This is a genomic window from Rhodococcus sp. 05-2254-6, from assembly GCF_002258565.1.
GTDB lineage: Bacteria > Actinomycetota > Actinomycetes > Mycobacteriales > Mycobacteriaceae > Rhodococcoides.
In genome coordinates this window covers 1-14,008 of sequence record NZ_NOZF01000002.1, presented here as the reverse complement: position 1 = coordinate 14,008, position 14,008 = coordinate 1, and the positions used below count along the sequence as shown (strand labels likewise).

General features: G+C 65.7%; 9 protein-coding genes. 8 read left to right on the top strand and 1 reads right to left on the bottom strand.

The window, feature by feature from the left end; translation table 11 throughout:
- Positions 1–224: 224 nt before the first annotated feature.
- Positions 225–428, bottom strand: coding sequence for a cold-shock protein (locus CH256_RS00145; protein WP_008714360.1), 204 nt, complete (start codon positions 426–428; stop codon positions 225–227).
- 174 nt (positions 429–602) lie between these two features.
- Between CH256_RS00145 and CH256_RS00140 the strand changes: the two genes are divergently transcribed.
- The 8 genes from CH256_RS00140 to CH256_RS00105 all read left to right on the top strand — a co-directional run bounded on the left by CH256_RS00140 (position 603) and on the right by CH256_RS00105 (position 13,922).
- A complete protein-coding gene (locus CH256_RS00140; protein ID WP_143536488.1) occupies positions 603–1,346 on the top strand; it encodes a GNAT family N-acetyltransferase in 744 nt (247 codons plus the stop codon).
- Positions 1,347–1,414: 68 nt separating this feature from the next.
- Entirely contained in the window at positions 1,415–2,431 is a 1,017-nt protein-coding gene (locus CH256_RS00135; protein ID WP_179271941.1) for a glutathione S-transferase family protein, read from the top strand.
- A gap of 47 nt (positions 2,432–2,478) precedes the next feature.
- On the top strand, positions 2,479–3,198 hold the full coding sequence (locus CH256_RS00130) for a hypothetical protein (RefSeq protein WP_094668546.1): 720 nt from the start codon (positions 2,479–2,481) through the stop codon (positions 3,196–3,198).
- 51 nt (positions 3,199–3,249) lie between these two features.
- The gene (locus tag CH256_RS00125; protein ID WP_068053203.1) at positions 3,250–4,089 is read left to right on the top strand and encodes an LLM class F420-dependent oxidoreductase; all 840 of its coding nucleotides are present in this window, start codon (positions 3,250–3,252) and stop codon (positions 4,087–4,089) included.
- A gap of 112 nt (positions 4,090–4,201) precedes the next feature.
- The gene (locus CH256_RS00120) at positions 4,202–5,278 is read left to right on the top strand and encodes an ABC transporter ATP-binding protein (RefSeq protein ID WP_094668545.1); all 1,077 of its coding nucleotides are present in this window, start codon (positions 4,202–4,204) and stop codon (positions 5,276–5,278) included.
- The gene (locus CH256_RS00115; protein WP_094668544.1) at positions 5,275–6,045 is read left to right on the top strand and encodes an ABC transporter permease; all 771 of its coding nucleotides are present in this window, start codon (positions 5,275–5,277) and stop codon (positions 6,043–6,045) included. The genes CH256_RS00120 and CH256_RS00115 overlap by 4 nt, the downstream gene beginning before the upstream one ends.
- Before the next feature lie 99 nt (positions 6,046–6,144).
- A complete protein-coding gene (locus CH256_RS00110; RefSeq protein ID WP_373454759.1) occupies positions 6,145–10,005 on the top strand; it encodes an ABC transporter ATP-binding protein in 3,861 nt (1,286 codons plus the stop codon).
- 110 nt (positions 10,006–10,115) lie between these two features.
- Positions 10,116–13,922 (top strand): multifunctional oxoglutarate decarboxylase/oxoglutarate dehydrogenase thiamine pyrophosphate-binding subunit/dihydrolipoyllysine-residue succinyltransferase subunit, encoded by a 3,807-nt coding sequence (locus CH256_RS00105; RefSeq protein WP_094641319.1) that lies wholly within the window; start codon positions 10,116–10,118, stop codon positions 13,920–13,922.
- Positions 13,923–14,008 lie beyond the last annotated feature (86 nt).

The window sequence follows — 14,008 nt, the reverse complement described above, 5'->3', positions numbered from 1 at the left end:
GCCCCGCGAATGCGGTCTTCGTCTGTTTCGAAGTGCCTGCGGCAGTGGTGCGGTTGGGTGCCTTCCAGGGCACTTGTTCACACCACTGCCGCAGGCACTTCGAAACAGACGAAGACCGGATACTCGGAATTTCTTCCGTGTATCCGGCCTTGTCACCGAGTTTCTGGCGGAATTTACTTCGGAAAGGTCACTCCACCAGGAGAAGTCGGGTTACGAAGCTTGAATCAGATGGCGCGGACGCCGGTAGCCTGGGGGCCCTTCTGACCCTGGCCCACCTCGAACTCCACGCGCTGGCCCTCGTCGAGCGACTTGAAGCCGCTACCCTGAATCTCCGAGTAATGAACGAAAACGTCCGGTCCGCCACCATCCTGCTCGATGAAGCCGAAGCCCTTTTCGCCGTTGAACCACTTCACACTGCCCTGCGTCATTCTGTAAACCTTCTGTAAGCGAGCTAGATCTTCACGTCGAAGCTCTAATCTCAAAAGTGAGTCTGCCATCTATCGGCGCCGAGCGAAACACCGGGGGCGAAAAAGTTCGAAAGATTGCTTTTGGACGGTGAAACCGGAACGTTGCTCAGCGCCCCGGTGGCTAGGGTTTCAGACGTGGATCTCCCCTCTCACGATGCCCGCCCTTTCGATCCCCATCGACTCGACATCGTCCGTCTGGCCTGGTGTCGCCGCCTGCAGATGGACGATCGAGCCCTCGACACCGACGCCGACCGCGTCGAACATGTCGGTGCCACCGACGACGTCACCGTGCTGCGACTGGCCGAGACCACCGTGATCGTCGGACCGTCCTGGGCCGTCGATGCCTCTCGCGCGATCAGCGGCCCGGCGAACGCGGACCGAACCTGGATCACGGCACTGCTCGGCGACCGTTCGGCGCACTACGAGATCGGCACCCACACGCTGGCGTACGGCTCGGACATCGGCCACACCATCGACGTACACGACCCGCTGATCTCCCACGATGCGCAGCACGCACGCAACCTCGCCGCGCACTGCAGCGACGCCGACGTCGCCGAAGCATTCGGCGAGCCGGTCTCTAGGAACTGGTTCACGCTGCTCGGCGACGACCGACCTGCCGACTCGGCCCATTCGCAAGCGTCGGCCGGCTACTCGGAGGAGCAACTGATCCTGGCCGACATGCGCGTGCTGACCGACCCGGACCATCGCCGACGGGGCCACGCTCAGGTGGTCGGCAGGCTGGCCACCAACGATGCCATCGACGACGGCCTGATTCCGCAGTGGCGATCGCGACCCGAGAACGCCGTTGCTCGACGCCTCGCCGCGCGGCTGGGATATGTGGAAATCGGCGCGTGCCACACCGCAGCGCTCCGACCGTGACCCGGTTGAGCCGGCTCCGAACTGGGTAGCGTCGAGATGAGACCGATCGATGTGAGGAGTTCGAGAGCATGGCCGACGATGCCGCATATGTGGAACCGGGCAAGGAATTCAAGCGCGACACCAACTACATCCCGACGCGGATCACCGCCGACGGCCGGGACGGGTATCCGGTAGAGCCGGGACGGTACCGACTGATCGCCGCGCGCGCCTGCCCGTGGGCCCATCGATCCATCATCGTCCGACGGCTACTCGGCCTCGAAGATGTTCTCTCGCTCGGCATTCCGGGTCCGACCCATGATCCTCGGAGTTGGAACTTCCAGGAGGAGCCCGGCGGCGTCGACTCTGTTCTGCAGATCCCTCGACTTCAGGACGCGTTCTTCGCCCGCTTCCCCGATTACGAGCGCGGCATCACCGTCCCCGCGATCGTCGACGTTCCCTCCGGTGAGGTCGTCACCAACGACTACCCGCAGATCACCCTCGATTTCTCGACCGAGTGGACGCAGTATCACCGCGACGGGGCCCCCGATCTGTACCCGGAGGCCCTGCGCAGCGAGATCGACGAAGTGGCCCAGCTGGTGTTCGAGGACGTCAACAACGGCGTCTACCGCTGCGGATTCGCTGGATCGCAGGAGGCATACGACAAGGCCTACGACCGACTGTTCGCCCGCCTCGACTGGCTCGTCGAACGCCTCTCCACGCAGCGATACCTGGTCGGCGACCACATCACCGAGGCCGACGTGCGCCTGTTCACCACACTGGTGCGCTTCGATCCCGTCTATCACGGCCACTTCAAGTGCAACCGCAGCAAGCTCAGCGAGATCCCGGTGCTGTGGAACTACGCACGCGACCTGTTCCAGACCCCCGGATTCGGCGACACCGTCGACTTCGACCACATCAAGCGGCACTACTACGAGGTGCACACCGACATCAATCCGTCGGGCATCGTGCCGAACGGACCGGACCTGACCGGATGGCTCGAACCCCACGGCCGCGAAGCCCTGGGCGGATCACCCTTCGGCGACGGCACCGCTCCCCCGCCGCCGAAGCCCGACGAACTCGTTCCGCCCGATCACTGGGTGCGTTGAACCCCAGGTTCGACCGGCAACCACACTCGCGACCGAAAGAGACATCGATGGCAGGCAAGAAGGACGACGCACAGGTCGAGGTCTCGAACGGAGGCAAGCTCGAACGCGCGCTCGTCAACATCCTCGACAACGCCAGCCGCCTCCAGGGACCCGCCGTCGACAAATACGTCGCGCACGTGCGTCGAGCACACCCGTACGACACCCCGGCACAAATCATCGAACGGCTGGAGAAGCGATTTCTGCTCGCGGTCACCGGCAGCGGCTCCGCGGTGGGCGGGGCGGCGGCGATCCCCGGCGTCGGGACCGTCGCCTCGATCGCGGCGGTGGGTGCCGAAACCGCGTTCTTCATCGAGTCCTCGGCATTGCTGACGCTGTCGGTCGCGGCCGTCCACGGCATTCCCGTCGAAAACCACCAGCAGCGACGCGCCCTGGTGCTTTCGGTCGCGCTGGGCGAATCGGGCATGCAGATCGTGCAGCGAACCGTCGGAAAGACTGCCAAGAACTGGGGACCGCTGATCACGTCCCGAATTCCCGGTGGATCGATGACCAGCATGAACAAGTCCTTGGTGAAGAAGTTCATCACCAAGTACCTCGCCAAACGCAGCGCGTTGTTGGTCGGCAAGTTGCTTCCCGCCGGAATCGGCGCGGCGATCGGCGGGGCGGGAAACCGCGCCGTCGGCAAGGGCGTCATCAAGAACGCCCGCGACGCCTTCGGTCCTCCGCCTGCCCGGTTCCCGGAGAACCGCATCATCGAGCCGGATGCCTGAACCGATGGGGCATCCGCGGAATCATCACGCGAGGACGGCGTTGAACCCGATATGACTTCCACACCTGAACTCGGCAAGTACGGCGTCTGGCGACTGCATTCGGCGTTCACCCCGGAACTGTCGCGCGCGATCGAATCCTTCGGCTACGGCACGATCTGGCTCGGCGGCTCACCGCCTGCGGATCTGACCACCACCGAAGAGATCCTCGACGCCACCGAGACGGTCGTCGTCGCCACCGGCATCGTCAACATCTGGTCGGACGCAGCGGCCGACGTCGCCGCGTCGTATCACCGGTTGGAGAGCAAGCACCCGGGCCGTTTCGTGCTCGGGATCGGTGCAGGCCACCCGGAGGCGACGCAGGAATACACCAAGCCGTACGACGCCTTGGTGGCCTACCTCGACGCTCTCGACGAGGCCGGAGTTCCGGTGGAACGACGCGTCCTGGCAGCCCTCGGACCGAGGGTGCTCGCGCTGGCAGCCGACCGCACCGCGGGTGCGCATCCGTACCTGACGACCCCCGAGCACACCCGAGATGCGCGAGAAGCATTGGGCCCGAACAAGATTCTGGCACCCGAGCACAAGGTGGTCCTCGAGTCGGATCCGGAGAAGGCGCGCTCGATCGGCCGACCACCGGTCAACAACCCGTACCTGCACCTGCGGAACTACACTAACAACCTGAACCGACTCGGCTACTCCGACGAGGAGATCGGCGACGGCGGCAGCGACCGACTGATCGACGCGTTGGTGGCGCACGGCACCGCCGACGCGATCGCAGCACGGTTGAACGAGCACCTCGACGCGGGTGCGTCGCACGTGACACTGCACTCGCTACCCGACCTGGCCGATCCGGTCGAGACGTACAGAGAGGTCGCCGCCGCGCTGCATCGCTGACCGAAGACGGCGCTCTCGAGGGCGATGTCGGGCGCACCCCGTAGCCTCGGGTACCGGTTGCCGCGAGCAGCCGGTACACGAGGTGACCAACGGCCAGGGGGATTGCGCGCAGATGACCAGCTATCCGGGAGCAGCGCTCGAGGCGCAGGCGCTGACCAAGCAGTTCGGCACCGTTCGCGCAGTGTCGGATCTGAGCTTCGTCGTCCCGCGCGGCACCGTCACCGGATTCCTCGGCCCCAACGGCTCGGGTAAGTCGACGACGCTGCGCATGCTCCTCGGGCTCGTTGCACCCACCTCGGGCATCGGCCTCGTCAACGGCGCGCCGTTCCGCACGACCGAACACCCGGCCCGCACGGTGGGGGCCGTCCTCGACTCGTTGAGCGTGCACCCCAAGCGCAGCGCTGCCCATCACCTGAAGATCTACACCGCCGCGATCGGCGTACCCGACAGCCGCGCCCTCGACGTGCTGCGACTCGTCGGCCTCGGTGACGTTGCCGACCGCGCCGCAGGCGGCTTCTCCCTCGGCATGCGTCAACGCCTCACGCTGGCGACCGCGCTGCTGGGGGATCCGGAAATCCTCGTGCTCGACGAACCCGCGAACGGTCTGGACCCCGAGGGAATCGCCTGGCTGAGGGACTTCCTCAAGGCATACGCCGCATCGGGGCGAACGGTCCTGATATCGAGTCACATTCTGCGCGAGATCGAGCAGACCGTCGACAACCTGGTGATCGTCAGCGCCGGCTCGCTGAAATACCAGGGTTCCATCGCACAACTGCGGTCCACCCGCCCCAGCCGCGTGCTCGTCGCCGCCTCGGATCCGGCGAAACTGGCGCTCGCGTTGGCGTCGAACGGCTTCAACGATTCTCAACTGCTGTCCGACGGACGCATCGGCGTTGCCGGGACCGACGCGGCCACGATCGCCCGCATCGCAGCCGACGCCCAGGTGACGATCTTCGGGACCACGAGTGAACACGTCGACCTGGAGCAGGTGTTCCTGTCCATGACCGCGAGCCAGTACAACGCCGCACCCGTCCAACAGAACCCGTACGGCGGGCCGCAGCAGGGTTACGGCCCGCCGCCGCAGAGTTACGGCCCGCCGCCGCAGAGTTACGGCCCGCCGCCGCAGAGTTACGGCCCGCCGCCGCAGAGTTACGCTCCGCCGCAGAACTGGAACGGGGGCCCGCGATGAACGCGTTGCTGACGTCGGAGATCCTCAAGGTCACGACACTGAAGTTCTGGTGGGCACTGGCGATCGCGCCGATCGTCGTCGGAGTCTTCGCATCCGTCATCACGTCGGTGATCGCGAACCAGCTGGGCGAGTTCGAGGAGGACCTGGACATCTCCGGCGGGGTCGCCTCCATCGGTCTCTACGTCGCCGCCGGTGCCGCGATTCTGTTCGCCGGCATCTTCGGTGCCGTCAACACCGGAACCGAGTTCCGCCACCAGACCATCACCACCAGCTTCCTCACCGCTCGCGGCCGAGACGGAGTGATCGCCGCCAAGCTGATCGTCACTGCGTTGTTCGGCCTCGGATACGGCATGGTGGTGCTGCTGGCCAGCCTGATCTGCCTGCTGATCTTCAACGAGCGGACCGTGCTGCTCGACGGCGCGTTCATCGGCGTGGTGGCATCGTGCCTCCTCGCCGTGGTGCTGTGGTCGATCATCGGTGCCGGCCTCGGTCTGCTGCTCAAATCTCCGACGTGGGCCGCCGTCGTGCTCGTCGCCTGGCTCCCGTTCGGCGAGGGTCTGCTCTCGCTGATCCTGTTCGGACTCGGGCTCGGATCGGTCGCCGTGGCGCTTCCGTCGAACCTGACCCTGCCGACCATGGCGGCGACGCAACTCGACGACGCGGGCGACCTGGCGTCGTGGCCGTGGGCACCGCTCGGCCTCGCGCTGTGGGCGGCGATTCTCACCGGCGTCGGTTGGTTCCTGGCCCGCACTCGCGACATCGACTGAGGTCGGTACCGGGAGTGGAGCCTGCGGAACGACCCAGACAACCGGTCCCCACATTCGCAGGCCGACGCTGTCGGTGCCCGGGTCTACCGTGGTGAATCGATGGCACACAGTAATGCGGTGAAAGACCGTGCAGCGGCACCCCGACGCGGCTCGTCGACACTCGACAGCGCAGAACCCGCGCCGAGTATCCGGCGTGGGTGGATCAGACGTCTGATCGCGCAGTGCCTGCTGCATCGACGTACTGCACTCGGAGCCCTGGGCGTGACGATGATCGCCGCGGTCATCGACATCTCGTTTCCGCTGCTCACCAGGGCGGCGATCGACGACGCGACCGCAGGAAACGGCGAGAAGATCGCCACCGTCGCCGCCGCCATCGCACTGTTGGGTCTGGTCCGGTTCGCATGCCAATTCGGTCGACGCATGCTCGCCGGCCGGCTCTCGATCGACGTTCAGCACGATCTGCGCCTGGACCTGCTGGCGTCGCTGCAGCGGCTCGACGGTCGGAAGCAGGACGAGATCCGCACCGGCCAGGTCGTGTCGAGGTCGATCACCGACCTGCAGCTCGTGCAGGGTCTGCTGGCCATGGTGCCGCTGTCCGCGGGAGCCGTCCTGCAGTTCGTACTGGCGCTGGCGGTGATGGCGTATCTGTCCCCGCTGCTCACCGTTGTCGCAGTACTCATCGTTCCTGCGGTCAGCATCGTGGTCTACCGAATGCGGCCCACTCTCTTCGCGGCCACCTGGTCGGCGCAACAACGCGCCGCCGATCTGGCTCAGCACGTCGAGGAAACCGTCACCGGCGTTCGAGTCGTCAAGGGCTTCGGCCAGGAAGCCCGTGCGGTGGATCGCATCGAGACGCTCGGTCGCACGCTCTTCGCCGAGCGCATGCGATCGGCGAAGATCAACTCGCGGTTCGCACCGTCGCTGGCCACCATTCCGCAACTCGGACTCGTCGGAGTCATCGCCCTGGGCGGCTATCTGGCCCTGCAGGGCCACATCACGATCGGCACGTTCCTGGCCTTCGCCACCTACGTCGCAACCTTGTCCGCCGTGACCCGCACCGTCTCGTCGGTGGTGATCATGGCTCAGCTCTCCCGCGCGGCCGTCGAGCGCGTCTACGAGGTGGTCGATACCCAGCCGTCCGACCCGGAACCGGCCGCCCCCGTCGCATTGCCCGACGGCCCGCTCGGAGTCCGCATCTCCGAGGTGACCTTCGGGTTCGAGCCCGAACGCGATGTGCTGACCGGCCTGAATCTGACCATATCGCCGGGTGAGACGGTGGCCGTCGTCGGCCACGCGGGCTCGGGAAAGACCGCTCTCGCCCTGCTGCTCCCCCGCTTCTATCGCCCCTCCGAGGGACAGATTGCGCTGACATCCGACGGAATGTCGTTCGATATCGACGACCTCGACTCGACGTCGCTCCGCGAGGCGGTCTCGCTGGTGTTCGACGAGCCGTTCCTCTTCTCGGACACCATCGCCGCCAACATCGCCCTCGGCAGGCCCGACGCCACAGCGGAGGAGATCGAGCATGCGGCGCGGCTGGCACAGGCATCGACCTTCATCGACGCGCTGCCCGAGGGATACGACAGCCTCGTCGGCGAACGCGGACTCACCCTGTCCGGCGGCCAGCGCCAACGCATCGCACTGGCCCGTGCTCTTCTCGTCGAGCCGCGAATTCTGATCCTCGACGACGCCACCTCCGCAGTCGACGCCGAGACCGAGGCCGCCATCTTCGACGCGTTGCGTGGCGTCCGGACGCGCGCGACCCTCGTTCTCGCTCATCGCCGCTCGACCCTGACCCTGGCCGACCGCGTCGCCGTGCTCGACAACGGCCGCATCATCGACACCGGAACCGTCGACGAACTCGATCGGCGTTGTCCGTTGTTCCGGGCCCTCCTGGCCGGTGGAGACGGCGAGGAGAACGACGATCCCGGTGCGGAGCCGACCGTCGACCCCTCCGCCGACACGCTCTGGCCGGACACGGATCCGGAGTCGACGGTCGAGCCCGGTGCAGTCTCGACACCCGCGCCCGGAGGCGGCGGTGGTCACGGAACTGCGATGGCCGGGGCTTTCGGCTCGCTCGCACCCACACCCGCCATATCCCGGGCAGTCGCGGCCCTGCCGCCTGCGACCGAGGATCCGGGCACATCCGGATCGCAGCTGCGTCGACCCGACCCGGAGTTCCGGCTGTCGAGACTGCTGAGCCCCGTGCGCTCGTTGCTCGCCGTCGTGGTGGTGCTTCTCGCGCTGGACTCGCTGGCCTCGATCGCCTTCCCCTCGCTCGTTCGCTATGCGGTGGACAACGGAGTGGCGAGTGGAGACTCGAACACCCTGTGGATCGCCACCTCGATCGGCGTCGTGTTGGCAGCGGCGAGTTGGTTCGTCGTCTGCTGGACGACGGTGATCACCGCGCGGGCGGGTGAGCGAGTGCTCTTCGGACTCCGCGTCCGCAGCTACGCGCACATTCAGCGGCTCGGCCTCGACTACTACGAACGTGAGCTGTCGGGCCGCATCATGACCCGCATGACCACCGACGTCGACGCACTGTCGTCGTTCATACAGACCGGGGCATCGACGGCCGTGGTGAGTGTGTTGACCGTCGTCGGTATCGCCGCCGCTCTGCTCGTCACCGACACCACTCTCGGGCTGGTGGCGCTGGCTGTCGTGCCACCGCTTGCCGTGGCCACCGTGATCTTCCGACGCATCTCCTCGGCGGCGTACTCGACGTCCCGCGAGCGAATCTCCATCGTCAACGCCGATTTCCAGGAGAACGTCACCGGCCTGCGCGCCGCACAGGCCTACCGGCGCGAGGAGTACGCCGCATCACGATTCGCCGAACGCTCCGACCGCTACCGCGCGAGTCGAATGCGATCGCAGACCGCGATCTCGGTGTTCTTCCCCCTCATCACGTTGCTCTCCGACGTCGCCCTCGCCGTCGTCGTGTTCGTCGGCGCGCACCAGATCGCCACCGGCACCACCACAGCGGGCACCCTCGTGGCGTTCGTGCTCTATCTCGGGCTGCTCTTCGGACCGATCCAGCAGCTCTCGCAGGTGTTCGACGGTTACCAGCAGGCACGCGTCGGAGTCGGCCGCATCGGGGATCTCCTGCGCACCACGAGCTCGATCGAAACCTCCGCCGACGCGAACACCACCGCACTTCCCGGCGGACGCCTGCGCGCCGACATAGAACTCGTCGATGTCGGTTTCCGGTATGCCGGGGCCCACTCCGACGCCCTGAGTGAGGTAAATCTCACCATCCCCGCCGGTACCACCGTCGCCTTGGTCGGACGCACCGGCGCGGGCAAATCAACAGTGGTGAAACTGCTGGCCCGCTTCTACGATCCGACCTCCGGATCGGTGCGGGTCGGCGGCCACGATCTACGCGACTATCGCCTCTCGGACTACCGTCACCGACTCGGCGTCGTACCGCAGGAAGCGCACCTGTTCACCGGAACCGTGGCGTCGAACATCGCCTACGGCAGACCCGATGCCAGCCGCACCGACATCGAGAACGCGGCACGCTCGGTGGGTGCTCTGAGCACCATCGCCGCACTTCGCGGCGGTATGCACCAACCCGTCGGCGAGCGCGGCCAAGGGCTGTCCGCAGGTCAACGACAGCTGATCGCACTGGCGAGGGCCGAGCTGGTCGACCCCGACCTGCTGCTCCTCGACGAGGCCACCGCCACGCTCGATCCCGCGACCGAACGCACCGTGCTCGCCGCCGGCAGTGCCGTCGCGCGGACCCGCACGGCAGTGGTCGTCGCGCACCGCTTGGCCACCGCCGCGCGGGCAGATCTGATCGTGGTGGTCGACGGCGGCCGTATCGTGGAAGTAGGTCGACATTCGGAGCTTCGCACGCAGGGCGGCTTCTACGCACAGTTGTGGACTGCAGCCGAAACGAACCGAGGGAATAATTCGATAATCGAAGGTGTCATCGACAACGAGGCCGATGGTTACCGGTGAGTACATATCACAGCTACGTCCCGGACGCACGTGAGCTGGACCAACGGTCTAGCCTGGACACGTACGCGCGCTGAACGGGAACGAAGACAGAAACGAGGCGAACTACTGCCGTGAGCAGCAGCTCTACTACCCAATTCGGACAAAACCAATGGCTGGTCGACGAGATGTACCAGCGATTCAAGCAGGACCCTTCATCCGTCGACGCGAGCTGGCACGAGTTTCTGACCGGTTACGACCCCGAGGCAGCAACCGACGAGACCGCCGGATCCAACGGTGCTGCCGGTAACGGCGCAGCCTCGAACGGTAGCTCGACCAAGTCCGCGCCTCCCGCAGCACCAGCGCCACCAGCCAAGCCGGCCGCCTCTGCTCCCGACAAGACCGACGCGCCGAAGGCCGCAGCACCCAAGGCCGCTCCGAAAGCCGCCGCTCCCAAGGCCGAGGCCGCGAAGCCTGCCGCTGCTGCCAAGCCTGCCGAGAAGAAGGCAGCGCCGGCCAAGTCCGCTCCCGCGAAGCCCGCCGCAGCCGAGTTCGGTGAAGAGTCGAGCAAGATTCTGCGCGGCGCTGCTGCCGCGGTGGCGAAGAACATGTCCGCCTCGTTGCAGATTCCCACCGCGACCAGCGTGCGTGCGATTCCGGCCAAGCTCATGGTCGACAACCGCCTCGTCATCAACAACCATCTCGCTCGTACCCGCGGCGGCAAGATCTCGTTCACACACCTGCTCGGCTACGCCATCGTGCAGGCCGTCAAGGCGTTCCCGAACATGAACCGCCACTTCGCCGAGGTCGACGGCAAGCCGAACGCCGTCACTCCGGCCGCGATCAACCTCGGTCTCGCCATCGACCTGCCCGGCAAGGACGGCAACCGTTCCCTCGTCGTCGCTGCCATCAAGAACACGCAGGACTTCACGTTCACGCAGTTCTACAACGCGTACGAGGACATCGTGCGTCGCGCTCGCGACGGCAAGCTCACCGGTGAGGACTTCCAGGGCGTCACCATCTCGCTGACCAACCCCGGTGGAATCGGAACCGTGCACTCGGTGCCGCGTCTGATGAACGGCCAGGGAGCCATCATCGGTGCCGGTGCCATGGAGTACCCGGCAGAGTTCCAGGGAGCCAGCGACGAGCGTCTCGCCGAGTTCGGCGTCGGCAAGCTCATGACGCTGACCTCGACGTACGACCACCGCATCATTCAGGGTGCGGAGTCGGGTGACTTCCTCAAGACGATCCACAACCTGCTGATCAGCGACGAGTTCTACGACGAGCTGTTCCACTCGCTGAAGATCCCCTACGAGCCCATTCGCTGGCGCAAGGATCTGCCCGAGGGCACGGTCGACAAGAACACCCGCGTGCTCGAGCTCATCGCGGCGTACCGCAACCGCGGTCACCTGATGGCCGACACCGATCCGCTGCAGTTCACCAAGGACAAGTTCCGGATGCATCCGGACCTCGACGTGATCAGCCACGACCTCACGCTGTGGGATCTCGACCGCGAATTCAAGGTCGGTGGATTCCACGGCAAGGACAAGATGAAGCTGCGGGACGTGCTCAGCGTTCTGCGCGACTCGTACTGCCGCCACGTGGGCGTCGAGTACACCCACATCCTCGAGACCGAGCAGGTCACCTGGCTGCAGGAACGCGTCGAGGCCAAGCACGTCAAACCGACTGTGGCGCAACAGAAGTACATTCTGAGCAAGCTCAACGCAGCCGAGGCGTTCGAGACGTTCCTGCAGACCAAGTACGTCGGGCAGAAGCGCTTCTCGCTCGAAGGTGCAGAGTCGGTCATCCCGATGATGGACTCCGTCATCGACCAGAGCGCCGAGTACGCCCTCGACGAGGTCGTCATCGGTATGCCGCACCGCGGTCGCCTCAACGTGCTCGCCAACATCGTCGGCAAGCCCTACTCGAAGATCTTCACCGAGTTCGAGGGCAACATGAACCCGGCCGCCGCACACGGCTCCGGCGACGTGAAGTACCACCTCGGTGCCGAGGGCACGTACATCCAGATGTTCGGTGACAACGACATCAAGGTCTCGCTCACCGCGAACCCGTCGCACCTCGAAGCCGTCGACCCGGTTCTCGAAGGCCTCGTCCGCGCCAAGCAGGACCTACTGGACAAGGGCACCGGCCAGGGCGGTTACTCCGTTCTGCCGCTGATGCTGCACGGAGACGCGGCATTCGCAGGCCAGGGCGTCGTCGCCGAGACGCTGAACCTGTCCGATCTGCGGGGCTACCGCACCGGCGGCACCGTGCACATCGTCGTCAACAACCAGGTCGGCTTCACCACGTCACCGGAGTTCTCGCGTTCGTCCGAGTACTGCACCGATGTGGCGAAGATGATCGCCGCGCCGATCTTCCACGTCAACGGCGACGACCCCGAGGCCTGCGCCTGGGTGGCTCAGCTGGCGGTGGACTTCCGTCAGAAGTTCCACAAGGACGTCGTCATCGACATGATCTGCTACCGCCGTCGCGGCCACAACGAGGGCGACGACCCCTCGATGACGCAGCCGGCGATGTACGACGTGATCGACACCAAGCGCAGCGTCCGCAAGAGCTACACCGAATCGCTCATCGGCCGTGGAGACATCTCGCTCAAGGAAGCCGAGGATGCACTTCGCGACTACCAGGGCCAGCTCGAACGCGTCTTCAACGAGGTACGCGAACTTGAGAAGTACACCCCGGAGCCCAGCGAATCGGTCGAACTCGACCAGCAGTTGCCTGCCAAGCTCACCACGGCCGTCGACAAGGCAGTGCTGCACCGCATCGGCGATGCGCACCTCGACGTTCCCGACGGATTCAACGTCCACCCGCGCGTCAAGCCGGTGCTCGAGAAGCGTCGCGAGATGGCGCACGAGGGCAAGGTCGACTGGGCCTTCGGCGAGCTGTTGGCGCTCGGATCGTTGGTGGACGAGGGACGCAACATCCGCTTCTCCGGCCAGGACACCCGACGCGGCACGTTCACCCAGCGTCACTCGGTGATCATCGACCGCAAGACCGGTGCCGAGTACACCCCGCTGCAGAACATCGGCAGTGACAACCCCGGCAAGTTCATGGTCTACGACTCCGCCCTCAGCGAGTTCGCCGCAGTCGGCTTCGAGTACGGCTACTCCGTGGGCAACCCGGACGCACTGGTGATGTGGGAAGCGCAGTTCGGCGACTTCGTCAACGGCGCGCAATCCATCATCGACGAGTTCATCTCGTCCGGTGAAGCCAAGTGGGGTCAGCTCTCCGACGTCGTGCTGCTGCTGCCGCACGGCCACGAGGGCCAGGGTCCCGACCACACGTCCGGACGCATCGAACGCTTCCTGACGCTGTGCGCCGAGGGCTCGATGACCGTCGCACTCCCCTCGACCCCCGCGAACTACTTCCACCTGCTGCGCAGGCACGCGCGTGACGGCATCCGTCGCCCGCTGATCGTCTTCACCCCGAAGTCGATGCTGCGCAACAAGGCAGCAGTGAGCAACATCGAGGACTTCACCGACGGCAAGTTCCACTCGGTGTTCGACGAGCCCACCTACGACACCGGCACCGGTGACCGCAGCGCGGTCAAGCGAGTTCTGATGGTCAGCGGCAAGCTCTACTACGAGCTGCTCGCACGCAAGCAGAAGGACAACCGCGACGACGTCGCCATCGTCCGCATCGAGCAGCTCTACCCCGTGCCGGTCCGCCGCATCCGGGAAGCACTCGAAAGCTACCCGAATGCAACGGAATTCCGTTGGGTTCAGGAAGAGCCTGCGAACCAGGGTGCCTGGCCGTTCTTCGGTCTCGCGTTGCCCGAGCTCGTCCCCGAGAAGCTGGTCGGCATCAAGCGCATCTCGCGTCGCGCAATGTCCGCCCCGTCGTCAGGATCGAGCAAGGTGCACGCCGTCGAGCAACTCGAAATCATCGACGAGGCCTTCAACGCAGTCGGCGAAGGCTAGAAAATTCGACAACGACAGCGGCCCACTTCCGAGGAAGTGGGCCGCTGTTGTCGTTTCTGCACTCCCCCGCTCCGCGTCAATGGACC